At 73.5% G+C, this 21,332-nt stretch carries 23 protein-coding genes; 9 read left to right on the forward strand and 14 right to left on the reverse strand.

What is annotated here, in order from left to right; all coding sequences use genetic code 11:
* Positions 1 to 16: 16 nt before the first annotated feature.
* From ACIQD7_RS01345 to ACIQD7_RS01360, 4 genes are all read right to left on the reverse strand, one after another.
* A complete protein-coding gene (locus ACIQD7_RS01345) occupies positions 17 to 664 on the reverse strand; it encodes a class I SAM-dependent methyltransferase (protein ID WP_402438402.1) in 648 nt (215 codons plus the stop codon).
* Between the two features lie 115 nt (positions 665 to 779).
* A complete protein-coding gene (gene pntB / locus ACIQD7_RS01350; protein WP_402438405.1) occupies positions 780 to 2,198 on the reverse strand; it encodes a Re/Si-specific NAD(P)(+) transhydrogenase subunit beta in 1,419 nt (472 codons plus the stop codon).
* A gap of 1 nt (position 2,199) precedes the next feature.
* A complete protein-coding gene (locus tag ACIQD7_RS01355; protein ID WP_121830088.1) occupies positions 2,200 to 3,723 on the reverse strand; it encodes a Re/Si-specific NAD(P)(+) transhydrogenase subunit alpha in 1,524 nt (507 codons plus the stop codon).
* A gap of 234 nt (positions 3,724 to 3,957) precedes the next feature.
* Positions 3,958 to 4,833: a PhzF family phenazine biosynthesis protein gene (locus tag ACIQD7_RS01360; protein ID WP_402438410.1), complete on the reverse strand. Its 876-nt coding sequence runs from the start codon at positions 4,831 to 4,833 to the stop codon at positions 3,958 to 3,960.
* 209 nt (positions 4,834 to 5,042) lie between these two features.
* On the opposite strand from ACIQD7_RS01360, the gene ACIQD7_RS01365 reads away from it, so the two are divergent.
* Together ACIQD7_RS01365 and ACIQD7_RS01370 are read left to right on the forward strand one after the other, a co-directional pair.
* A complete protein-coding gene (locus tag ACIQD7_RS01365) occupies positions 5,043 to 6,269 on the forward strand; it encodes a serine hydrolase domain-containing protein (protein ID WP_402438413.1) in 1,227 nt (408 codons plus the stop codon).
* 43 nt (positions 6,270 to 6,312) lie between these two features.
* Entirely contained in the window at positions 6,313 to 7,017 is a 705-nt protein-coding gene (locus tag ACIQD7_RS01370) for a TetR/AcrR family transcriptional regulator (protein WP_402438416.1), read from the forward strand.
* 23 nt (positions 7,018 to 7,040) lie between these two features.
* Here ACIQD7_RS01370 and ACIQD7_RS01375 read toward each other — a convergent pair whose 3' ends face one another.
* From ACIQD7_RS01375 to ACIQD7_RS01385, 3 genes are all read right to left on the reverse strand, one after another.
* Complete coding sequence (locus tag ACIQD7_RS01375; RefSeq protein ID WP_161374144.1) at positions 7,041 to 7,217, reverse strand: hypothetical protein; 177 nt, start codon at positions 7,215 to 7,217, stop codon at positions 7,041 to 7,043.
* A gap of 272 nt (positions 7,218 to 7,489) precedes the next feature.
* Entirely contained in the window at positions 7,490 to 8,509 is a 1,020-nt protein-coding gene (locus ACIQD7_RS01380; protein ID WP_402438420.1) for a hemolysin family protein, read from the reverse strand.
* Positions 8,506 to 9,825, reverse strand: coding sequence for a hemolysin family protein (locus ACIQD7_RS01385; RefSeq protein WP_402438423.1), 1,320 nt, complete (start codon positions 9,823 to 9,825; stop codon positions 8,506 to 8,508). Before ACIQD7_RS01385 ends, ACIQD7_RS01380 begins: the two co-directional genes overlap by 4 nt.
* 540 nt (positions 9,826 to 10,365) lie before the next feature.
* On the opposite strand from ACIQD7_RS01385, the gene ACIQD7_RS01390 reads away from it, so the two are divergent.
* Together ACIQD7_RS01390 and ACIQD7_RS01395 are read left to right on the forward strand one after the other, a co-directional pair.
* Entirely contained in the window at positions 10,366 to 10,584 is a 219-nt protein-coding gene (locus ACIQD7_RS01390; RefSeq protein ID WP_121830067.1) for a hypothetical protein, read from the forward strand.
* 113 nt (positions 10,585 to 10,697) lie between these two features.
* The gene (locus ACIQD7_RS01395) at positions 10,698 to 10,928 is read left to right on the forward strand and encodes a hypothetical protein (RefSeq protein ID WP_402438427.1); all 231 of its coding nucleotides are present in this window, start codon (positions 10,698 to 10,700) and stop codon (positions 10,926 to 10,928) included.
* A gap of 28 nt (positions 10,929 to 10,956) precedes the next feature.
* Here ACIQD7_RS01395 and ACIQD7_RS01400 read toward each other — a convergent pair whose 3' ends face one another.
* Together ACIQD7_RS01400 and ACIQD7_RS01405 are read right to left on the reverse strand one after the other, a co-directional pair.
* On the reverse strand, positions 10,957 to 11,322 hold the full coding sequence (locus tag ACIQD7_RS01400; RefSeq protein ID WP_402438430.1) for a hypothetical protein: 366 nt from the start codon (positions 11,320 to 11,322) through the stop codon (positions 10,957 to 10,959).
* A 142-nt stretch (positions 11,323 to 11,464) separates the two neighbouring features.
* Complete coding sequence (locus ACIQD7_RS01405) at positions 11,465 to 12,427, reverse strand: pirin family protein (protein WP_402438433.1); 963 nt, start codon at positions 12,425 to 12,427, stop codon at positions 11,465 to 11,467.
* A gap of 94 nt (positions 12,428 to 12,521) precedes the next feature.
* Between ACIQD7_RS01405 and ACIQD7_RS01410 the strand changes: the two genes are divergently transcribed.
* The 4 genes from ACIQD7_RS01410 (at position 12,522) to ACIQD7_RS01425 (ending at position 15,515) form a co-directional block, all read left to right on the forward strand.
* Positions 12,522 to 13,013, forward strand: coding sequence for a carboxymuconolactone decarboxylase family protein (locus tag ACIQD7_RS01410; RefSeq protein WP_402438436.1), 492 nt, complete (start codon positions 12,522 to 12,524; stop codon positions 13,011 to 13,013).
* A gap of 151 nt (positions 13,014 to 13,164) precedes the next feature.
* Positions 13,165 to 13,659 carry a SigE family RNA polymerase sigma factor gene (locus ACIQD7_RS01415; RefSeq protein ID WP_391052986.1) on the forward strand — a complete coding sequence of 165 codons (495 nt, stop codon included), beginning with the start codon at positions 13,165 to 13,167 and terminating at the stop codon, positions 13,657 to 13,659.
* Positions 13,656 to 14,129: a hypothetical protein gene (locus tag ACIQD7_RS01420; protein ID WP_402438440.1), complete on the forward strand. Its 474-nt coding sequence runs from the start codon at positions 13,656 to 13,658 to the stop codon at positions 14,127 to 14,129. The genes ACIQD7_RS01415 and ACIQD7_RS01420 overlap by 4 nt, the downstream gene beginning before the upstream one ends.
* A 108-nt stretch (positions 14,130 to 14,237) precedes the next feature.
* Entirely contained in the window at positions 14,238 to 15,515 is a 1,278-nt protein-coding gene (locus tag ACIQD7_RS01425) for a mannosyltransferase family protein (RefSeq protein ID WP_402438443.1), read from the forward strand.
* Here the strand turns inward: ACIQD7_RS01425 and ACIQD7_RS01430 are convergent.
* The 5 genes from ACIQD7_RS01430 to ACIQD7_RS01450 all read right to left on the reverse strand — a co-directional run bounded on the left by ACIQD7_RS01430 (position 15,490) and on the right by ACIQD7_RS01450 (position 20,285).
* Positions 15,490 to 16,182: an HAD family hydrolase gene (locus ACIQD7_RS01430; RefSeq protein WP_402438446.1), complete on the reverse strand. Its 693-nt coding sequence runs from the start codon at positions 16,180 to 16,182 to the stop codon at positions 15,490 to 15,492. The genes ACIQD7_RS01425 and ACIQD7_RS01430 overlap by 26 nt on opposite strands.
* Positions 16,175 to 17,266: an ABC transporter ATP-binding protein gene (locus tag ACIQD7_RS01435; RefSeq protein ID WP_402438449.1), complete on the reverse strand. Its 1,092-nt coding sequence runs from the start codon at positions 17,264 to 17,266 to the stop codon at positions 16,175 to 16,177. The genes ACIQD7_RS01430 and ACIQD7_RS01435 overlap by 8 nt, the downstream gene beginning before the upstream one ends.
* 6 nt (positions 17,267 to 17,272) lie before the next feature.
* Positions 17,273 to 18,196: an ABC transporter permease gene (locus ACIQD7_RS01440; protein WP_402438452.1), complete on the reverse strand. Its 924-nt coding sequence runs from the start codon at positions 18,194 to 18,196 to the stop codon at positions 17,273 to 17,275.
* The gene (locus ACIQD7_RS01445; protein WP_402438455.1) at positions 18,184 to 19,104 is read right to left on the reverse strand and encodes an ABC transporter permease; all 921 of its coding nucleotides are present in this window, start codon (positions 19,102 to 19,104) and stop codon (positions 18,184 to 18,186) included. The genes ACIQD7_RS01440 and ACIQD7_RS01445 overlap by 13 nt, the downstream gene beginning before the upstream one ends.
* A gap of 62 nt (positions 19,105 to 19,166) precedes the next feature.
* The gene (locus ACIQD7_RS01450; protein WP_402439671.1) at positions 19,167 to 20,285 is read right to left on the reverse strand and encodes an ABC transporter substrate-binding protein; all 1,119 of its coding nucleotides are present in this window, start codon (positions 20,283 to 20,285) and stop codon (positions 19,167 to 19,169) included.
* A 296-nt stretch (positions 20,286 to 20,581) separates the two neighbouring features.
* On the opposite strand from ACIQD7_RS01450, the gene ACIQD7_RS01455 reads away from it, so the two are divergent.
* Entirely contained in the window at positions 20,582 to 21,331 is a 750-nt protein-coding gene (locus ACIQD7_RS01455) for a GntR family transcriptional regulator (protein ID WP_161373649.1), read from the forward strand.
* Position 21,332: the final 1 nt, after the last annotated feature.

Consider the following 21,332-nt stretch of genomic DNA (forward strand, 5'->3'; position numbering starts at 1 on the left):
GCCGGACGGTTCCCGTTCAGGTCTTGCGGGCCAGCAGGTGGATCCCCTGGAACTGCCGCCGGTCGGTCGGCTCCGGCTCGCGGACCGTCCGGGCCGTCTCGGCGAGTCCGTGCGCGCGCAGCAGCGCGGAGAGGTGGTCGGGCCACCACCGGTAGGCCGGGGCGACCGCGTGGTCGAAGACCTGCGTCGGGTGCTCCGGACCCTCGCTCCCCGAGAAGGCGATCAGGAGGTGGCCGCCGGGTGCCAGTACCCGGTGGAACTCCGCCAGGACGGGCGGGAGTCGGTCCGGCGGGAGGTGGATGACGGACCACCGGGAGAGCACGCCGTCCAGCGTGCCGTCGGCGATGTCGAGGGCGTCCATCGAGCCCACGTCGAACCGCAGGTGCGGATGGGCCCGCCGGGCCAGTCCGATCATCGCGGGAGAGGCGTCGACGCCGTACGCCGACAGTCCCAGGCCGTCCAGGTGGGCGGTGATGTGCCCGGGCCCGCAGCCCAGGTCCGCGACCCGGCCGCCCCCGTCCGCGCGTACGACCTCGGCGAAGACGTCCAGGGCCGCGCGGTCCAGGGGGCGGTCCCGCAGGGTGTCGCGGAACATCTCCTCGTACGTGGAGGCGACGGCGTCGTAGGCCTCGCGGGTGGCGCCGGAAGCATCGTGTTCGACCATGCCCGCGACAGTAGCCCGGGAGGCGGGACGGTGGCGCGCGAGGGCCTCCCGGCTCCGGCGCGGGCGTCCTGCGCCGCGCCGGGCCGGGAGGCCCTCCCTCGTCCGCCGTCGCGCCTCAGAGGGCGCCGACGATGTCCTCGACCCGGGCCTTCGCGTCGCCGAAGAGCATCGAGGTGTTCTCCTTGAAGAAGAGCGGGTTCTGCACGCCCGCGTACCCGGAGGCCATCGAGCGCTTGAACACGATGACCTTGCCGGCCTCCCAGACGGTGAGGACCGGCATTCCCGCGAGCGGGCTGCCCGGGTCCTCGGCCCCGGCCGGGTTGACCGTGTCGTTGGCGCCGATCACGAGGACGACGTCGGTCGCGGCGAAGTCGTCGTTGATCTCGTCCATTTCGAGGACGATGTCGTACGGCACCTTGGCCTCGGCGAGGAGCACGTTCATGTGGCCGGGCAGGCGGCCGGCGACCGGATGGATGCCGAACCGCACGTCGACGCCCTTGGCGCGCAGCTTCGAGGTGAGCTCCGCGACCGGGTACTGGGCCTGGGCGACGGCCATGCCGTAGCCGGGCGTGATGACCACGGACCGGGCCGAGCCGAGCAGTTCGGCGGCGCTCTCGGCGGTGATCTCGGTGTGCTCGCCGTAGTCGACGTCCGAGCCCGACGGCGCCTCGATGCCGAAGCCTCCGGCGATGACCGAGAAGAAGGAGCGGTTCATCGCCTTGCACATGATGTAGCTGAGGTAGGCGCCGGACGAGCCGACGAGGGCGCCGGTGATGATCAGCAGGTCGTTGCCGAGCAGGAAGCCGGAGGCGGCCGCGGCCCAGCCGGAGTAGCTGTTGAGCATCGAGACCACGACCGGCATGTCGCCGCCGCCGATCGAGGCCACCAGGTGCCAGCCGAGGGCGAGCGCCAGAGCCGTCACGACGACGAGCAGCCACAGCTCCGGGGTGATCACGAACCACACCGTCAGGGCGACGAACAGGGCGAGGGAGCCGAGGTTCAGGGCGTTCTTGCCCGGCAGCACCAGCGGCTTGGAGTCGATCTTCGCGGAGAGCTTCAGGTACGCCACGATCGAGCCGGTGAAGGTCACCGCGCCGATGAACAGGCCGATGAACACCTCGGCGTGGTGGATGCCGAGGGTGCCGAGCGCGTCCAGGGCCTTGGCCTCGTGGCCGTCCGGGTCGTGCTCGACGTTCAGGAAGCCGTTCCAGCTGACCAGGACGGCGGCCAGACCGACGAAGGAGTGCAGCAGCGCGATCAGCTCGGGCATCCCGGTCATCTCGACGCCCCGGGCCCGCTGGAGGCCGATCAGGGCGCCGATCAGCATCGCGACGCCCATCAGGCCGAGGCCCGCGGTGCTGACGTCGCCGTCCACGGCGAGCACGACCGTCGCGACGAGCGCGACGCCCATGCCGAGCATCCCGAACGCGTTGCCGAGCCGTGCCGTCTCGTGCTTGGAGAGTCCTGCAAGCGCCAGGATGAACAGCAGCGCGGCAACGAGGTACGCCGCCTGTGCGGCAATGGTCGCAGACATGTCAGCTCCGGTTGAACATGGCGAGCATACGACGCGTCACCGCGAAGCCGCCGAAGACGTTGATACTGGCCAGGAGGATCGCCACGGACGACAGCACCGTGACCGCCGTGCTGGTGTGGCCGATCTGCAGGAGCGCGCCGACGACGATGATCCCGGAGATCGCGTTCGTCACCGACATCAGCGGGGTGTGCAGGGCGTGGTGCACGTGGCCGATCACGTAATAGCCGATCACGATCGCGAGCACGAAGACCGTCACGTGGGGCAGGAGCGCCGCCGGCGCGAACGCGGCGGCGAGGAAGAGGGCGAGGGCGCCGAGGGCGACGCCGCCGAACTTCTGCCCCGCCGTCATCGGCGGCTTCTTCGGCGCGGGTTCCACCGGGGCGGCGGGCGCGGGGGCCGGGGCGGCCGAGACCTGGACCGGCGGGGGCGGCCAGGCCGACTCGCCCTCGCGCACGACGGTGATCGAGCGCTGTACCGGGTCGTCCCAGTCGAGGACGAGGCGGGCGTCCTTGTCCGGGGTCATCAGCTTCAGCAGGTTCACCAGGTTGGTGCCGTACAACTGCGAGGCCTGCGCGGGCAGTCGGCCCGCGAGGTCGGTGTAGCCGATGATCGTCACGCCGTTCTCCGTGACGGTCCTCTCGCCCTTCACGGTGCCCTCGACGTTGCCGCCGTTGGCGGCCGCCATGTCGACGATCACCGAACCCGGCTTCATGGCCGCCACCATCTCGGCGGTGATCAGCGTCGGCGCGGGGCGGCCGGGGATCAGCGCGGTGGTGATGACGATGTCGACCTCGCGGCACTGGGCGGCGTAGAGCTCGGCCTCGCGCGCCTTGTAGTCGTCGCCCATCTCCTTGGCGTAGCCGGTCTTCGAGACCTCGGTCTCGGGGGACTCGATCGACAGGTACTCGCCGCCGAGGGAGCGGACCTGGTCGGCCACCTCCGGCCGGGGGTCGGTGGCGCGGACGATCGCGCCGAGCGAGCCCGAGGCGCCGATCGCCGCCAGTCCCGCGACGCCGGCGCCCGCGATCAGCACCTTCGCCGGAGGCACCTTGCCGGCCGCGGTCACCTGGCCGGTGAAGAACCGGCCGAACTCGTGCGCCGCCTCGATGACGGCCCGGTAGCCGGCGATGTTCGCCATCGAGGACAGCACGTCCATGGACTGCGCGCGGCTGATGCGCGGCACGGCGTCCATCGACAGGGCGGTGAAGGGGCGGCGGCCCAGGTCCTCGACCATCGCCGGGTCGAAGGCGGGGGCGAACAGGGCGATCACCGTGGCCTCGGGCCGGACCCGGTCGAGCTGGTCCGGGGCCGGGGCGTTGACCCCCAGCACCACGTCCGCCGCCACCGCGTCGCCGACGGTCGCACCGGCGGCCTCGTAGGCGCCGTCGGTGAAACCGGCCGCGACGCCCGCGCCGGGGTCGACGACCACGCCGTACCCCAGTTTGCGGATCTGTTCGACCGTGGCCGGCGTGGCCGAAACGCGACTTTCACCTGCCCGCGCTTCCTTGAGGACTCCGACAATCACGAGTGTTCTCCGTTCGCTGCTCTGGCCGTCAACGGCGTGTTCCGACTCGATCAGAAGTGCGCCCTCGATGCTCCGGAGCACGCCGCTCAGCTTGGCCGCCCGGAGCTCTCCTTGAACAGCGTCCACGGGTGAGGCACACGCAACACTTGACGGACCGGCTCCCGTGCCCCACGGGACGGCGTGCGTACGGGAACGGCGACCGCCGGGTGCCGCGCGGCGGTCGCCTTCGGCGCCTCAGCCGATGCGGGCTCCCTCGCCGCCGACCCGGACGCGCGGGTCGCCCGCGCGCAGCGTCACCGTGAGCTCGCCGGGGCGGCCCATGTCCTCGCCCTGGCGCAGGGTGAGGACGGCGTCCTGGGGGACCAGGCCGAGGTCACGGGCGTAGGCGCCGAACGCGGCGGCCGCGGCGCCGGTCGCGGGGTCCTCGACGACGCCGCCGACGGGGAACGGGTCGCGGACGTGGAAGACGGTGGCCGACTCCCGCCACACCAGCTGGACCGTGGTCAGGTCCAGGCGCCGCATCAGGGCTTCGAGGCGCGCGAAGTCGTAGGCGAGGTCCGCGAGGCGGGCGCGTGTGGCGGCCCCGAGGACGAGGTGGCGGGCGCCGGCGAAGGCGATGCGGGGCGGGAAGGCCGGGTCGAGGTCGGCGGCCGGCCAGCCGAGCGCGGCGAGCGCCTCCGCGAGGTCGGCGCCGGCGATCTCCTCGACGTGCGGCTCGACGCTGGTGAGCGTGGCCCGGAGCGTCCCGCCCTCCCGGACGACCTCCACGGGCACGGTGCCGGCGGGCGTCGCGAAGACCAGCTTCCCGGGGCCCGTGCGCTCGGCGAGCGCGACGGCGGTCGCGACGGTGGCGTGCCCGCAGAACGGCACCTCGGCCCTGGGGCTGAAGTAACGGATGGCGTACGCCCGTTCCTCCCGGCCGCCGAGGCCCTCCGGGGGCGCGGTCAGGAAGGCGGTCTCCGAGTATCCGAGGTCGGCGGCGACGGCCAGCATGGCGTCGTCGTCCAGTCCGGTGGCGTCCAGGACGACACCGGCGGGGTTCCCGCCGTCGGGGGCGCTGGAGAAGGCGGTGTAGCGCAGCACCTCGGGCCGCGGCGTATCGGTCGTCATGGCCGTGGCAACCGCGGTGGGAACCGGGGCTATTCCTGGAGGCGGTCGGTGCCGTAGTCGCCGGCCGGGTTGCGGTAGGCCACCACGGCTCCGGGGCCGGTCGCGGACGGCACCCGGAACACCGGCCACCGGCACGACCCCTTCTTGCCCTCCAGTCACCACTGGTGTCACCATTGGTTCAAAATGCTGGAGCGAGAGTGGAGGACGGCATGGTGTTCAACGCGCGAGGGCTCGGCGGCGCGGCGGTCGCCGGGGTGGGCCTGGCGGCAGGGGCCGGTCTGGTCGCGGGGGCGGTGTGGCTGTGGCGCAACCAGGGGGCGGTGGCCACCGGGCGGCCGGTCAACGAGTGGACGTTCACGCACATGTCGGCCCTGATGCCCACGGACACCGTGCCCCGTTCCCCGCGGCCGAGGCCGTTCGTCCGGCGCCTACGGACCCTGGAGTGCTCCTACGAGTTCGGCGGGCGGCGGCACACCCTGGAGGACCTCCACCGCCGCACCCACACGACCGGGTTCGCCGTGGTCCACCGGGGCGTCCTGGTCCACGAGAGCCATCCCGGCCGCTTCGCCTCGCCCGGAACGCGGTTCCAGCTGTTCTCCCTGACGAAGTCGGTGACGTCGATGCTGGTGGGCATCGCCCTGGAGGAGGGCGCCCTCTCCCTGGACGACCAGGCGGTCTCCCACCTGCCCGAGCTGGCCGGCTCCGCCTACGACGGGGTGACGGTCGGGCACCTGCTCGACATGTGCAGCGGCGTCGGCGGCGTCGAGGACTACACAGACCCCGACGCGCCGATCGGCCGCTTCGAACGGGCGGTGACCGGGGGCGGATCGGTCCTGGACGTCCTGCGCTCGCTGCCGCGCGCCGCCGAGCCCGGGACCGCGTTCAACTACTCCACGCTGGACACCCAGGTGCTGGGCCGGGTCCTGGAGGCGGCGACGGGCACGCCGCTGGCCCGCTACGCGGCCCGGCGCCTGTGGGATCCGGTCGGGGCGGAGAGCGACGCGTACTACTTCCTGACCCGGGGGCGGCCGCGCACCGCGCTCGGCGGCGGTTCGTTCAACGCGACGGTCCGGGACCTGGCACGGCTCGGGGTGCTGATGGCGCACGGCGGGCTCTGGGACGGACGGCGGGTCGTACCGGCGGCGTGGGCCGAGCGCAGCCGGGGGGCGGGGCTGCCGCACCTGGAGGTCGGCGCCCTCGGCGGCGGCCTGCCCGCCCACTACGGGTACGCGAACCAGTGGTGGACGCTGGGCGGGGAGCACCGGGCCTTCACCGGCTTGGGCATCCACGGCCAGTTCCTCTGGGTCGATCCCGTCGCGGACGTGGTGGTGGTGAAGACCAGCGCCTGGCCGACGGCGGACGATCCGGAGCGGGACGCCGAGACGGTGGCCGCGCTCACCGCGCTCACCGCCCGGCTGGCCCGGGACGACGGTTGAGCGGACCGGAGAAGCCCTGGTGGCGGCCGGTAGGATGGCGGCCATGACGGAATCCGCAGGGCGGGACGCGCCCCCGGGGAGAGCCCGCCGTGGCCGTCCGCCCACCACCGCCCTGAACCAGGAGCGGATCCTGGACACCGCCCTCGCCCTGGTGGAGCGCGAGGGCCCCGACGCGTTGACGCTCCGCCGTCTCGGCGCCGAGCTGGGCGCGAACCACACCGCGGTGCTCCGGCACTTCTCGGGCAAGGACGAGATCCTGCTCGGCCTCGCGGACCGGCTGGTCGAAGAGGCCCTCGACGGCTTCGCGCCGGCGGACGACTGGCGGCGGACGCTGGAGACGCTGGCGCGGCGGATGCGCGCGGCCTGTCTGGCCCACCCCCAGGTCGCCCTCCTCTCCACCACCCGGGTATCCCGGCGCGCAGCGGAGTTCCGCGGCGCGGACGTGGTCGTCGGCGCGCTCCGCGCGGCGGGCTTCGGCGAGCGGGACGCGGCCCGCTACTACCGTTCCCTGGTCGACACGGCCCTCGCGCTCTCCTCGTACGAGGCGGCCGCCGCCGCGCTCGACGGCCGTTCCCGGGAGGGCGACAGGATGGCCTGGCGCCGGGAGTACCTCGCCGTGCCGCCCGCGCTCCACCCCCATCTGGCCGCCGTCGCCCCCTACTTGGCCGAGGCCGACGACGACGACCAGTTCGAGACGACCCTCGGGCTGCTCCTCGACGCGATCGCCGCGCGCGCGGACGCGGCCTGACCGGACCGCCGGGAGCGCCGGGATCACTCCTGCGGCGTGACCGGCGGCGTCTCGTCGACGGCGTCCCCCTCCAGCAGGTCGTACAGCTTGTCGGCCGACGGCAGAGGGGCGGTGCGGCTGGCCAGTTCCGGAGGCGCGGTCATGGCCGTGCCCGCGGCGAAGGCGCCGGTGAACAGTGCGGTTGCGATGAGCTTCTTCACGGTTTCTGTATCTGTAGCGACGGTGGCGGAACGCCACGCCGAGGTGCGGAACCCGCCCGGTGAGCCACCCCGAAGCGGAGTCGCAGATACGTTCCTGCGAAGAGGTTCGCGGTGGCTCGGGCGGGCATCGGTCGGTTGTGATCGGTTGCGGAATTCCAGACTCCCCAACGACCTCGCCCGCGAAAGGGAACGCCCCGTTCGGGTGATCTCACCGGATCCGCCACCGCGACGCGGTTGGACGACGGGCCGGGGGTACGGCTCCCCCCGGGACCTCAGGTCGTCTGCGGGCCCATCAGCCGTACCAGCAGGTCGTCGAGGCTGACCAGCCCGGTGAGGGTCCCCTCCTCGTCGCGCACGACGGCGAGGGAGGAGCGGCGGCGGCGCAGTCGCTCGACGGCCTCGGAGACCGTGGTGGCGGTGGTCAGTTCGGGTACGGGGCGGGCGAGGTCGCGGGCGGTGAGGTCCCGGCCGCGGGTGCGGGCGACCAGGGCGTCGCGGGCGTGGACCGAGCCGAGGAACCGGTCGCCGTCGCGGACCAGGAGGCGCGAGCGGCCCGCTTCGGAGGCCCGGGCCAGAAGGGCGTCGAGGTCGGCGCCGGCCGGGACCGTGACGATGTCGGCGGTCGGGGTCTGCAGGCTCGCCACCGGCGTCTGGGGCTCGGTCAGCGAGCGGGTGATGAGCTGGGAGTCGGTCTTGTTGATCAGTCCCAGCCGTTCGGACTCCACGACGAGGTGGGTGAGCTGTTCGCGGTTGTGGACGGCGGTCAGTTCGTCGCGGGGCTGGACGTGGCACAGGCGCACGAGCGCGTTGCTGACCTTGTTCAGGAGCCAGATCAGCGGGCGCACGGTCTTGACCAGGGCCCTGAAGAGCGGGGTGAGGAGCATGGCCGAGCGCTCCGGGCGGGCGATGGCCCAGGACTTGGGGGCCATCTCGCCGACGACCATGTGGAGGAAGACCACGACGACCATGGCCACGGCGAAGGAGATCCCGTAGCTGAGGCCCGCGGGCAGGCCCAGCCCGACCAGCAGCGGGTCGAGCTCGTGGGAGACGGCCGGCTTGGAGATCGCGCCGAGGCCGAGGGTGCACAGGGTGATGCCGAGCTGGGCTCCGGCGAGCATCAGGGACAGTTCGCGCATACCGGCGAGCGCCGCCTTGGCGCCGCGCCGCCCCTCGGCGACGGCCTTCTCGATGCGGTGGCGCTTGGCCGCGACGAGGGCGAACTCGGCGGCGACGAAGAATCCGCTGCCGATCAGCAGCAGGACGGTGACGAAGAGTGCCATGGGGAAGCTCATGCCCGGGCCTCCTCGGCCTGCTCGGCGCGGACCTTCTCGATGCGGACGCGCTCGGGGACGTGGCGGTCGAGGCCGAGGACCTCGATCCGCACGCCGTCCACGGTGAGCCGGTCCCCGATGGTCGGGAAGCGGCCGAGACGGTCGATGATCAGGCCGGCCACGGTGTCGTAGTCGTCCTCCTCGGGCAGGGCGATGCCGGTGGCCTGCTCGACCTCGTCGAGGCGCCGGCCCGCGTCCACCCGCCACCCCTCGCCGTCCCGGGCGGCGACGGCGACGATCCTGTCGTTCTCGTCGGCGATGTCCCCGACGAGTTCTTCGGCGATGTCCTCGTAGGTCACGACGCCGGCGACGCCGCCGTGTTCGTCGAGGACGACGGCGAACTCGTCGTCGCGCTCGCGCATCTGCGCCACCGCCCTCGGCAGCGGCAGGGTGTCGGGCAGCAGGAGCGGGCGGCGGGCGGCCTCGCCCGCGGTGGTGGTGCCGAAGGCGGTCCCGGGCAGGCGCATCAGCTCGTTCACACCCAGGACGCCGGTGACGTCGTCGGGGTGGTCGCCGAGGACCGGGTAGTTGGAGTGGCCGTGCCGGGCGATCAGCTCCACGGCTTCGGCGAGGGTGGCGTCCTTGCGCACGAAGACGGCGTCGGCGCGCGGCACCATGACCTCGGCCATGGTGCGCTCGGAGAACTCCAGGGCGTGGTCGAGCAGCTCGGCGGTGGCCGGTGGCAGCTCGCCCTGTTCGTGGGACTCGCCGATCAGATGGCTCAGCTCCTCCAGCGTCGCGCCGTGGTGCAGTTCCTCGACCGGCTCGATGCCGACCTTGCGCAGCAGCTTGTTGGCGGCGCCGTCGAAGACGCGGACGACCGGGCCGACGACCTTCAGGTAGAGGAGGGTGGAGGGGGCCAGCGACTTGGCCAGCCGCTCGGGCACCGCCAGTGCCAGGTTCTTGGGCGCGAGTTCGCCCAGGACCATCTGCAGGACGGTGGCCAGGGCGAAGGCGAGGACGACGGAGATCGCGGAGACCGCGCCGGCGGACAGGCCCGTGCCCTCCAGAAGGGGCCGGAGGAGGGCGGAGACGGACGGTTCGGCGAGAAAGCCGACGACCAGGCCGGTGACGGTGATGCCGAGCTGCGCGCCCGACAGCATGAACGAGAGGCGTGCGAGGACCTTCAGCGCGCGGGCCGCCCGCTTGTCCCCCGCTTCGGCCTCCCGGGCGAGCGCGAGGCGGTCGGCGGCGACGTAGGCGAACTCCTGAGCGACGAAGTAGCCGGTACCGGCCGTCAGCACGAGGACGGCCAGCAGGCCGAGAGCGGCGTTCATCGGCCACCGCCCCCGGGAACGTGGGGGCGGGTCGTTCTGGCGGACAAGAAGGCGCTCCTTCTGGGGACGGTGATCGGAACCCGAGTATCTGCGGGTACGTGACGAGGGCGCGGGATCACACGGCGACGGGGCCGACGAGTTCCCCCGGGACGCCCTCCGTCGTCACGCGGGCCGGGACGACGCCGCCCGGCGCGACTCGTCCGGGCGGGCGGGGGCACTGCGCGTACCAGGAGGCTCACCCATCGCGGGTCGCTCGCTCCTTCTCGCTCCGGGGAAAACGATCGTGGAAGCACACAGGCCTCTACTCAACTGTAGAGGAAAGGCGAACGGGCATCGAGGGCCGGGGGGCCGGAAGCGGCACGCCCTTCGTCACCGCGTGATCATTTTCGGACTTTCTGGCCGGAGGCCCACGAGGAGCACCCCCGTCGAGGCATCCACCCCCTAAGCTTCTACAACACTGTAGAGAGTGCGGGGCGAGGCGTCCGCGAGTCGGCGGGCGGGTCCTTCGCCGTGCTCGTTCGTTCCCCTCGGGAGGGTGTCATGGCTTCGATCGACCTGGACAAGGTGCTGGACAAGGCGTGGGCGGACAAGAGCCTGCCCGAGATCCTCGCGGCCCCGGTCGCCGCGCTCAAGGGCGTGTCCGACCGGGACGGCGAACTGCTGCGGGAGGCCTTCGGGGTCGAGACGGTCTCCGACCTCGCGGAGCTGAAGTACGCGCGCTGGGCGCAGGCGCTCGCCGCGCTCGCCACCGCCAAGTAGCCCCGCCACCGCCGAGTGGTCCCGCCCCGTTCCGCCCGGCACCCCCACACCGCCCGGGGGTGCCGCCGCGGTCCGGCGCCCGCCCGCTCCCGTCCGGCCTTCGAGGTGCCGCCATGCCCAGGAACGAGGACGAGCACGCGTACAGGTCCGCCCTTCTCGTCGGCGGTCCGGCCGACGGCGTGCGCCTGGAGGTGCGGGGGTCCCCCGACGTGATCCAGGTGACCGTGCCGTGCCGGGTCGAAACCCCCGGCAGCGATGTGCGGGCGGCCGCCGTCTACGTCTACCGACGGGAATCCGGCGGGTCCGCGAGCCCGCGCTACGGCTTCGATCCCGCGAGCCCCTGAGGGCGGGAGCCCGTACGCCCGGATCCGGTCAGGCCCGGTCCGTCAGCTCTTCCGCGAACACCTGGGAGAGGGGCTGCGGACCCACGTACTGCTGGCAGTTGCACTGTCCGGCCTCGTAGCGCAGGGGCTTCTTGTTCTCGTCCCAGGCGGTCGGCACCTCGACGCGCTCGTGGCACCGGCCCTGCTTGTCGTGCTTGGCGAGGTGGTGCGTGCATCCGCACACGGGCTCCGGCGACTTGTGCGCCGCCTCGATCGCCAGCCGTTCCTGCTTGGCGGCCTCCAGCAGCTCCATCCTGCGCTCGTGCCGGTGCTTCAGCGCGGTGCGGACGTTGTCCGCCGCCCATGCGAAGCCGCCGGTCCAGAAGAGTATGAGGACCACCCAGATCCAGTTCATCCGCGTCACCTTCCCCGTTCCCCGAGGATTCCAGGATAGGGCGGGCGCCCCGAAGACCCCGAGGACTCCGCGCGGCGAACGCGCCGGGGCCCCGGGTGGCCGCCCGTGGAAGCACGGTCGCCCCGCCCCCAGGTTTCCCGCGTCAGCGCACTCGCCCGCGCGGCTTCAGCGGGGTCGTGGGCAGTTCCGGTGCGGGCAGGCGGTCGCCGGGGTAGCCGGCGACCTCGCCGAAGCGGTCGGAGGCGGCCGCCCAGTCCTCGCGCGCCTGCCGGATCTCCTCGTCCGTGCGGCCCACGAAGTTCCACCACATGACGACCTCCTCCTCGAACGGCGGGCCGCCGAGGAGGACCGTGCGGGCCGGTGCGTCCGATGCGTTCGTGAGGGTGAGGGTGGTGGAGCCGGGGGCGGTGTAGCCCAGTTCGGCCGGGCGCAGGAGGGTGCCGGAGAGGCGGACCTCGCCTTCGTCGACGAGCAGGCCGTGCTCGAAGGCGGGGTCCGTGGCGAGCGTGACGGTCGCCCCCGGGTCGAGGCGGAGTTCGGCGCCGAGCAGGGGGGTGAACGTCCGTACCGGGGAGGTCTCGCCGGCCAGGGAGCCGAGGAAGACCCTGACGTCCGCCCCGTCGAGGCGAACGGTCCCCGGCGCGTAGTGCTGGAAGTCGCGGGCCGCGTTCCGGTGCTCCCCGGGGAGGGCGACCCACAGCTGTACGCCGTGCAGGAGCGTGGTGCGGGCGGTGGAGACCTCCGAGTGGCTGATGCCGCGGCCGCCCGTCATGAGGTTGAGTTCGCCGGGCCGTACGAGCGCGTGGCTGCCCAGGCTGTCGCGGTGCTCGATCTCCCCGTCGAACAGCCAGCTCACGGTCTGCAGACCGATGTGCGGGTGCGGGGCCACGTCCATGCCGCCGGACTCCGCGACGTCGTCGGGGCCGTAGTGGTCGGCGAAGCACCAGGCCCCGATGAGGGTACGGGCCCGCTGCGGGAGCGTGCGCCGTACGGTCATCGCCCGCGGGCCGCCCAGGGGGACGTCCCGGGCGGACAGCACCTCGACCCCGGATCCCGCCGTTCCGGATCCTGCCGCCCCGGGCCCCGTCTCCGTCTTGCCGCTCATCCTCGACCCCTCCAGAAGCTTATAGTTTTATTTTAAACAATCATGGGCGATGATAGCTTCCGCAGCCGCGGAGATCCCGGAGAAGGAGTGCGCAGTGAGCGACACGGCAGGAGCCCCCGCCGCCGGGCGGATCCCCCTCGACAAGCAGAGCCCCCAGGCCTACCACGCCCTGGTCCGGACGGCCGAGGCGGTGCGGGCGACGGCCGCCGACGCCGGGCTCGACCGGCTCCTGGTGGAGCTCGTCAACCTCCGGGTGTCCCAGATCAACGGCTGCGCCTCCTGCCTCGACGTGCACACCCGGGCCGCCCTGCGCGCCGGCGAGACGACCCGCCGCCTCGGCGTGCTCGCCGCCTGGCGGGACACCGAGCTCTTCACGGCGCGCGAGCGCGCGGCGCTGGCCCTGGCCGAGGCCGCCACCCACCCCGCCGACGCCCTCGTGCAGGAGAGCGCCTGCGCCGACGCCCGCCGGACCCTCAGTGACGACGAGGTCTCCGCCGTGCTCTGGGTGGCGATCACCATCAACGCCTTCAACCGCGTGTCGATCCTGAGCAAGCACCCCGTACGGGACGCCTCCCCCAAGGCCTGAGCGACAGGGCACCCCTTAGGGTCGACGGTCTGCGGACGACCGCGCGGATCCGCGGTGTGACCGGGCTCACGCGCTTCCTCCGGAAACCGTGTAGACCGTCGAGGCCGTGCCAGGCGTATGCCCGGTGAAGCGAGAGACCCGGGAGTTGCCCTTGACCGTCGAAGAGTTCGAAGCGTTCTACGTCCAGTCGGTCGGGCGGCTCACCGGACAGCTCTACGTCATGCTCGGCGATCTGCAGGAGGCTGAAGACGTTGTCCAGGAGGCGTTCATCAAGGGCTGGACCCGGCGGCGCCGGCTGGACGGCGACAGCGGACCGGAGGCGTGGATCCGCACGGTCGCCTGGCGCCTCGCCGTGAGCCGCTGGCGCTTCCGGAGGCGTACGGCCGACGCCTGGAGCCGGCGGGCGGCCCCGGCCGACACGGCCGGGCCGGGACCGGAGCACGTGGTCCTGGTCGACGCCCTGCGCACGCTCCCCGCCCAGCAGCGGCGCACCGTCACCCTGCACTACCTGTGCGACCTCACCGTCGAACAGATCGCGGGCGAGACCGGGCTGTCCGCCAGCACCGTCAAGACCCACCTCGGCCGGGGGCGCGCCGCCCTCGCCGACCGGCTCAAGGACACCGAGCAGGAGGCCGGATCCCGGTGAACGATCACTCCGACCCCTCCCTGAGGGCCCTCTTCCGGGCCGCCGCCGACCACGGCAGCCGGGAGGCCACGACGCTCCCGGTCGCCCAGGTCGTCGCACGGGGCAGGCGGGCCCACCGGCGCCGGCTGGCCCTCGCCACGGCCACGGCGGGCGTCGCCGCCGTCCTCGGCGTGGCGACGGCCGCCACGCTCGCCCCCGGCCCCGCCGGTCCCGTCCTGCCCGCGACCAGCCCCTCCGTGCCCCTGCCCGGCCCCAGCTCCACCGACCTCCCCGGGCCTCCGCCCCGGGAGACGGAGAGCGCCCCTCCGCCGAATCCCGGCAGCACGACGGAGGGTCGGCGGACCTACCCGCCGGCGTCCCCCGGCGGGTCGGCGACCACGTCCCCCGGCGGCTCGGGCACGACGACCGAGCCCGTGACGACCGGACCGGCGACGACGGCACCGGCGACCGCGACGACGACGCGGGGCTGACCCGCCGCACCGCCCCCTCCTTTCACCGCACCCTCGCCCCTCGTGCCCCCCTCGCCGCCCCATGGGGGTGACCGTGCGTACCCATGCCCTCACGGAGAGACCTCACCCATGCCGATTTCGGCACCACCCTCCCCCCGGCGTGCCCCCGTACGGGGTGCCTCCGCCGTGCGCCCGGTTCCCTCGGAAGTGCCCTCCCGGGCCGCGTCGCCCCGGCTCCGCCCCGCCGACCGCGAGGTCCTGTGGCTGTACCTGATGACGCGGGCCGCCGTGTGGACGACCGCGTACTGCACCCGCTGGCTGTTCCCGGCGTCCGGTGACGCCCGGGTGCCCGCGCCGGTCCTCTCGCCCTTCGAGCACTGGGACTGGGGGCACTTCCTGAACATAGCCAGGGACGGCTACTTCCCCGAGGGGCCGGGTCCCGGGGACAACCGGGAGGCGTTCTTCCCCGGACTCCCCTTGGTCCTGCGCGCGGTGCACGTCCTCGTGCCGCACTGGACCGTCGCCGGGCTCCTCGTCTCCCTCGTCGCCGGGGCCGTCGCCGCCGTGGCCCTCGCCCGGATCGCCGAGCTCCACCTGCCCGGTTCCGGCGCGGGCCGCCGCGCCGCCCTGTTCCTCCTGGTGTCGCCCTGCGCGGTCTTCCTGGCCGCCGGATACAGCGAGGCCCTCTTCCTGGCTTTCGCCCTGCCCGCCTGGCTCGCGGCCCGGCGGCAGCGGTGGCTCCTCGCCTCGGTGCTCGCCGCCGGCGCCACCACTGTGCGCATCAGCGGGCTCTTCCTCGCCGCCGCGCTCGTCGTCCTCTTCCTGACGACCCTGACGACCAGGACGACCCTGACGACCAGAACAACCAGGACGACCCTGCCGACGCGGCGGGGCGAAGGAGCGAGCCGGAAGCGCGATGCCGTCTGGCTCGTCCTGCCCGGCCTGCCCGCGCTCCTCTACTTCTGGTACCTGTACGGGCGGACCGGCGACCCCATGGCGTGGAAGCACGCGCAGGAGCGCGGCTGGTACCGCCACTTCCGCGCCCCCTGGGAGGCCTGGTCGCAGACCTGGCACGAGGCCTTCGACCGCACCCAGGCCACCGGCTACGCGGCCCAGTTCCAGGCGGACCTGCTCGCCATGGTCCTCGGCCTGCTGCTGCTCGCCTTCCTCGTCGTGCGGCGCCGCTGGCCGGAGGCCGTGTACATCGCGCTGACGCTGTGGGCGCTCGGCACCTCGTACTGGTACATGTCGGTCGCCCGCAGCACCCTCCTGTGGTGGCCGCTGTGGGTCGGGCTCGCGGTCTGGAGCGCGCGCCGGCGGTGGGTCGCGATCGCGTACCTCTGTCTGGTCGCGCCGCTGAGCACCGTCCTGGCGATCACGTTCATGTCGGGACGCTGGGCGGGCTGACGGCCGGGGAGCGGCCGTGCCGCACGTGGCCGCGCAGGGTGGCAAGGGAGACCTCCTCCAGGCTCTCCGCGAAGACCCGCCCCGGTCCCGGCTCCACCGGGAGCAGGGAGGGGACGACCAGGACGACGCAGCCCGCCGCGTCGGCCGAGGCGGTGCCGTCCGGCGAGTCCTCGACCGCCACGCAGGCCTCGACCGGAACTCCCAGGCGCCGGGCGGCCGTTCGGTACGGATCGGGGTGCGGCTTCGTCCGGACGGTGTCGTCGGCCGAGAGGGTGAAGGCGAACGGGACGCGGGCGAGCGCGCCACCGGTCACCGCGTCGACCACCGACCGGGGAGAGGCGCTGACCAGGGCGAACGGCACGGCCGCGCGCTCCAGTTCGGCGAGCAGTCGGCCGGCTCCCGGGCGCAGCGGGGCGCCCGTGTCGACGCGCCGCCGGAACGCGGTGGTGAGTGCGGAGGCGACCCCGGCCGTGCCCGACATGCCGGTGGTCCGTACGAGGTGGGCGGCGGTGTCCTCGACGGCGCGGCCGACGACCTCGGGGGCGTCGGCGGCCGTCAGGCGGTGGCCGAGCCGGGCGGCGACCTCCTCGGTGGCGTCCCACCAGAGGGTCTCGGTGTCGACGAGGGTGCCGTCCATGTCGAAGAGGACCGCGGCGAGTTCACTCACCGGCCATCTCCCGGGCCACGACCAGGGCGGGGTGGTGGACGACGCCGAGGGCGACGCGCACGCCCGGGGCGAGCGCGCCGGCGTCCCGCGACGGCAGGTCGGCCTTGACCGGGGTGCCGGCGCGGTCGAGGTGGACGCGGGTGACCGGGCCGAGGAAGGAGGTGGAGACCACCGTCGCGTCGCCGTCGGGGTCCTCGGTCACGGTGAGGTTCTCGGGACGGACGAGGACGTCGACCCCGGGCCCCTTCGGCGCCTCGCCGTCGACGGGCAGCCGGACGCCCGCGACCTCGACGAGCCCGGGGCCCGCGAGGCGGCCCGGCAGCCGGTTCATGGTGCCGATGAACGAGGCGACGAACGCGGTCGCGGGGCGCCGGTACAACTCGGCCGGGGTCGCGCACTGTTCGAGGCGCCCGGCGTTGAGGACGGCGACGCGGTCCGCCATGGACAGCGCCTCCTCCTGGTCGTGGGTGACGAAGACCGTGGTGATGCCGAGGTCGAGCTGGAGCCGCCGGATCTCCTCCCGGAGGCTGAGGCGGACCTTGGCGTCGAGCGCGGAGAGCGGTTCGTCCAGGAGCAGGACGCGGGGGCGCAGGGCGAGGGCGCGGGCCAGGGCCACGCGCTGCTGCTGGCCGCCCGACATCTGGTGCGGGTAGCGGTCGCCGTGCCGCGGCAGGCCCACCAGGTCGAGGAGTTCGGCGGCGCGGGCGTGCCGCTCGGCCGCCCCGGCCTTCCGCACGCGCAGGCCGAAGGCGACGTTGTCGCGGGCGGTGAGGTGGGGGAAGAGGCTGTACGACTGGAAGACCATCCCGGCGTCGCGGCGGTGGGCCGGGACGTGGGTGATGTCGGTGCCGTCGACGAGGACCTCGCCCGCGTCGGGCCGCTCGAAGCCGGCGAGGACGCGCAGGGCGGTGGTCTTGCCGCAGCCCGACGGGCCGAGCAGGGCGAGGAGTTCGCCCGGTTCCACCGTCAGGTCGAGTCCGTCGAGGGCGGTGGTGGGGCCGAACGAGCGGCGCAGGCCGCGGAATTCGACGCGGGCGCCGGTGACGGGGGCGGTCCCCGTCCGTTCCGCTGTTGCTGAGGTCATGGCGGGTCAGGACTCCTTGGGGGCGGTGCGGCGAGCAGGGCGGGGGCCGGTCGGCTCCGTTCCCGCCCGGGACAGGACGAGCAGCAGGGCCCAGGTGACGAGCAGGCTGAGCAGGGAGACGGCCACCGACATCCGGGCCTGGGCGCCGGAGATGGAGACGATCCACACCGCGAACGGCCGGAAGCCGAGCAGCGAGGCGACGGTGAACTCGCCGAGGACCAGGGCCAGGGTGAGGAAGGCGGCGCCCGCGAGCGAGGGCCGCAGGTTGGGCAGGATCACGCGGACCAGCACGTACGTCCGGCCCGCCCCGCAGTTGCGGGCGGCCTCGACGAGGGTCGGGACGTCGACGGCGCGCAGTCCCGCGTCGAGGGAGCGGTACACGAACGGCAGGGCCATGACGGTGTACGCGAGGACCAGGACGACGGGGAAGTCCTCGTTCTGGACGGCGAGGAACGTCTGGTAGAGCGGGGTCCGCGCGAGGTGGTCGGGGCCCCAGCGCAGGACCGTGGTGATGCCGGTGACCAGGGCGATCGGCGGCACCACGAGCGGCAGCGTGCACAGCACCTCGATCACCGGGCGCAGCCGGGGCGCGCCGAGCCGTACGGCCACCAGGGCGGGCACGGCGAGCAGCAGGGACAGCGCGATCGTGGCGGCGGCGAGACCGAGGGAGAGCGTCAGGCTGCTCAGGAAGCCCTCGGCGCCCAGGAGTTCGGTGTACGCGGCGAAGGAGACGCCCTGGCCGGGGGTGTGCACCGTGAACACGAACGAGGCGATCAGCGGGACCAGGAAGTACGCGCCGCCGAGGCCGAGGACGAGTCCGCGCCAGACGCGGGGGCGGGGGCGGGCGTTCCGTACGGGAACGGCGGTCCCGGCCGTCCGCGCCCCGGTCTCCGGCGCGGTGTCCGGGACGGTGGGGGTCATCGCAGCCATCGGGCGCTCCTGCGCTGGAGGGGGAGGTAGAGGGCCATGACGAGTCCGGCGACGAGGACCATGTCGAGGCCGAGGGCGAGGGCGACGTTCTCCTGGCCGACCAGGACGTTCCCGGAGAGCGCGTCGGCGATCTTCAGGGTGACCAGGGGGACGGAGCCGCCGACGAGCGCGGCGGCCGTCGCGTGGGCGGCGAAGGCGCTGCCGAAGAGCAGCACGAACCCGCCGAGCAGCGAGGGCGCGAGGACCGGGAGGCCGACGTGGCGCCAGTACTGCCATCCGCCGGCGCCCGCGTTCCGCGCGGCCTCGCGCCACTGGGGCCGCAGTCCGTCGAGGGCGGGGGCGATCACCAGAACCATCAGCGGAATCAGGAAGTACAGGTAGACGACGGTGAGGCCGGTGAACGAGTACAGGTTCCAGCCGAGGGAGGTGAGGTCGGCGAGCTGGGTGACGACGCCGGAGATGCCGAGGGTCGCGATGAACGCGAACGCGAGCGGGACGCCGCCGAAGTTGGCGAGGACGCCGGAGGCGGTGAGGACCGCGCCGCGCAGGGCCCGGGAGCGGGAGGTGACGACGGCCTGGGCGATGAGGACGCCGAGGACGGAGCCGAGGAGCGCGGTGAGGGCGGAGAGCTGCACGCTGCCGGTCAGGGAGCCGAGGTAGGGGCCCTGGAGGGAGCGGGCCAGGTGCTCGCCGGTCGGGGCGGTGGCTCCGGTGGCCGGGTCGGTGCGGGTCACAGCCCCGTACAGGAGGGCGCCGAGCGGGAGCCCGAAGCACAGGGCGGTGAAGGCGATCAGCGGGAGGGCGGCGAGCCAGGGGCGGGGGCCGCGCCGCCGGCGGCGGGGGCCGCCGGCGGCTCCCGGGGAGGCCCCCGTGGGGCTTCCCGGGGTGGTCCCCGTGGGGCTTCCCATGGGGCTTCCCTCGGTGTTTCCCTCGGTGTTTCCCGGGGTGGGGGCGGAGGAGGCGGAGGACATCAGGAGACGGCCTTGTCCCACTTCTCGGCGAGGGTGGCCTTGGCCTTGTCGAGTTCGGCGGAGGCCGGGAAGGAGGGAGTGCCCTCGACCTTCGGCAGCTTGGCGACGAACGTCTTGTCGGCGGTGCCGTCGGCGGTCATGGCCGGGAGCAGGACGGGGCGGGCGTACCCCTTGAGCCAGAGGTTCTGGCCCTCGGCGCTGTAGAGGAACTCCATCCACAGGCGGGCGGCCGCCGGGTGCGGGGCGTCCTTGTTGATCGCCTGGGAGTAGTACTGGGCGTAGACGCCGTCGGTGGGGACGGCGACCTTCCAGTCGACGCCCTTGGACCTGAACTGGTCGGCGTAGCCGGCGTTGAGGTAGTCCCAGTCGAGGCTGATGGGCGTCTCGCCCTTCTCGACGGTGGCCGGGGTGGACTCGACGGGGATGAAGTTGCCGCTCTTCTTCAGCTGTCCGAAGAAGTCGATGCCGGGCTGGATGTCGGCGAAGGAGCCCTTGTTGGCGAGGGCGGCCGCGTAGACGCCGCCGAAGGCGGAGCCGGACTTGGTCGGGTTGCCGTTGAGGGCGACCTTGCCCTTGTACTCGGGCTTGAGGAGGTCGGCGAAGGTCGTCGGGCAGTTCGGGATCCGCTTGGCGTCGCAGCCGATGGAGACGTAGCCGCCGTAGTCGTTGTACCAGCGGCCGGCCTCGTCCTTCTGGCCCGCCGGGATCTTGTCCCAGGCCTCGACCTTGTACGGGGCGAAGAGGCCCTCCTCGGCGCCGCTGCGGGCGAAGGCGATGCCCAGGTCGAGGACGTCGGGGGCGCGCTTCTGGCCCTTGCGGGACTTGACGGCGGCGATCTCGTCGGCGCTGGAGGCGTCCGGGTTCTCGCTCTCGACCTCGATCCCGTACTTCGTCTCGAACGCCTTGATCAGCTCGCCGTAGTTGGCCCAGTCCGGCGGCAGCGCGATGACGTGGAGCGCGCCCTCCTTCTTGGCCGCCGCGACGAGGGCGTCCAGGCCGCCGAGGTCCCCGGCGGAGGCCGCGGTGGCGGCCTTCGCGCCGTCGCCCTTCGCTCCGGCCTCGCCCTCGGGGGCGGCGCCGCAGGCGGTGACGGTGGTGAGGACGACGGCGCCGAGCAGGACGGCGGCACCGCGGACGGGGGTTCTGCGCACGGGTTCTCCCAGGAGCGAGGCTGAAACTTGTCTGGACAAGACGCCCCCAGTTCGCCCGGACGTCCTGTCCGGCGGGTGAACGGGGCGTGACCGGTCCCCCACGCCTTCCGGAAGAGCCGGTGGTGGTCGATCGCAGGTGAACGCAACGGAGTTGGGACGATCCGGCGGGCGCCTCCCCGCGTCCGTACCCCGGGTTAGGGTGGGCGCGGAACAGCGCACGCCGTGACCGGGTGTGCGCGGTCGCGCGCGAGAAGGGGGACGCCGTGCCGGCGCTCTACGTGGAGATCGCCGAGGGACTCCGCCGCTCGATCCTCAGCGGCGAGTACCCCGTCGGCGCCCGTCTGCCGTCCGAGAGCGACCTCGCCGTCCGCTGGTCCGCCTCGCGCGGCACCGTGCGCCAGGCCGTCGCCCTCCTCACCTCGGAAGGGCTGATCGGCTCCCGCCAGGGCGCCCGCCGCATCGTGCTCCGCCGCGAGCGCCGGCACAGCTTCGCCGAGCTGCACAGCTTCGCCCAGTGGGCGCGGGCCATGGGCTACCGGGCGACGAGCCGCTTCCTGCACCGCGAGCGGCGCCCCGCCACCCCCGAGGAGGCGCGCCGGCTGGTCCTGCCGGAGGGGTCCGGGGTCCTGGACGTGCTGCGGCTGCGGTACCTGGACGGGGAGCCGGTGATGGTGGAGCGCACCGCGTACGCGGCCTGGGTCGCCCCCGCCGTGGAGGCGCTGCCGGTCGACTGCGCCTCGATCATGGACAGCATGGCGGAGGAGGCCGGGATCGTCGCCCACTACGGCGAGCACCTGATCGACGCCGTGCCGGCCGGCAGCGACGACGCCCGGCTGCTCGGCGTCCGCCGGGGCAGCCCCCTCCTGCGCCAGCGCCACCTCACCAGCAATCCGGACGGCCGTCCCATCGAGTGGACCGAGGACCGCTACCGGGCGGGGAGCGTCACCTTCAACGTGAGCAATTCCGTCGGTACGGCCCCGCTGGTCCGGGACCCGGGCGCGCTCCTCATGTGAC

This window comes from Streptomyces sp. NPDC093071 (assembly GCF_044754545.1).
Taxonomy (GTDB): Bacteria; Actinomycetota; Actinomycetes; order Streptomycetales; family Streptomycetaceae; genus Streptomyces.

Bases quoted from the DNA above. Each gene is read 5' to 3' on its own strand.
- ACIQD7_RS01380 (WP_402438420.1), bottom strand. From the start codon at position 8,509: ATGAGCTTCCCCATGGCACTCTTCGTCACCGTCCTGCTGCTGATCGGC.
- ACIQD7_RS01385 (WP_402438423.1), bottom strand. From the start codon at position 9,825: ATGAACGCCGCTCTCGGCCTGCTGGCCGTCCTCGTGCTGACGGCCGGT.
- ACIQD7_RS01405 (WP_402438433.1), bottom strand. From the start codon at position 12,427: ATGAGCGGCAAGACGGAGACGGGGCCCGGGGCGGCAGGATCCGGAACG.
- ACIQD7_RS01390 (WP_121830067.1), top strand. From the start codon at position 10,366: ATGGCTTCGATCGACCTGGACAAGGTGCTGGACAAGGCGTGGGCGGAC.
- ACIQD7_RS01365 (WP_402438413.1), top strand. From the start codon at position 5,043: ATGGTGTTCAACGCGCGAGGGCTCGGCGGCGCGGCGGTCGCCGGGGTG.
- ACIQD7_RS01370 (WP_402438416.1), top strand. From the start codon at position 6,313: ATGACGGAATCCGCAGGGCGGGACGCGCCCCCGGGGAGAGCCCGCCGT.
- ACIQD7_RS01360 (WP_402438410.1), bottom strand. From the start codon at position 4,833: ATGACGACCGATACGCCGCGGCCCGAGGTGCTGCGCTACACCGCCTTC.
- ACIQD7_RS01400 (WP_402438430.1), bottom strand. From the start codon at position 11,322: ATGAACTGGATCTGGGTGGTCCTCATACTCTTCTGGACCGGCGGCTTC.
- ACIQD7_RS01440 (WP_402438452.1), bottom strand. From the start codon at position 18,196: ATGGCTGCGATGACCCCCACCGTCCCGGACACCGCGCCGGAGACCGGG.
- ACIQD7_RS01425 (WP_402438443.1), top strand. From the start codon at position 14,238: ATGCCGATTTCGGCACCACCCTCCCCCCGGCGTGCCCCCGTACGGGGT.
- ACIQD7_RS01345 (WP_402438402.1), bottom strand. From the start codon at position 664: ATGGTCGAACACGATGCTTCCGGCGCCACCCGCGAGGCCTACGACGCC.
- pntB (WP_402438405.1), bottom strand. From the start codon at position 2,198: ATGTCTGCGACCATTGCCGCACAGGCGGCGTACCTCGTTGCCGCGCTG.
- ACIQD7_RS01395 (WP_402438427.1), top strand. From the start codon at position 10,698: ATGCCCAGGAACGAGGACGAGCACGCGTACAGGTCCGCCCTTCTCGTC.
- ACIQD7_RS01445 (WP_402438455.1), bottom strand. From the start codon at position 19,104: ATGGGAAGCCCCACGGGGACCACCCCGGGAAGCCCCACGGGGGCCTCC.
- ACIQD7_RS01435 (WP_402438449.1), bottom strand. From the start codon at position 17,266: ATGACCTCAGCAACAGCGGAACGGACGGGGACCGCCCCCGTCACCGGC.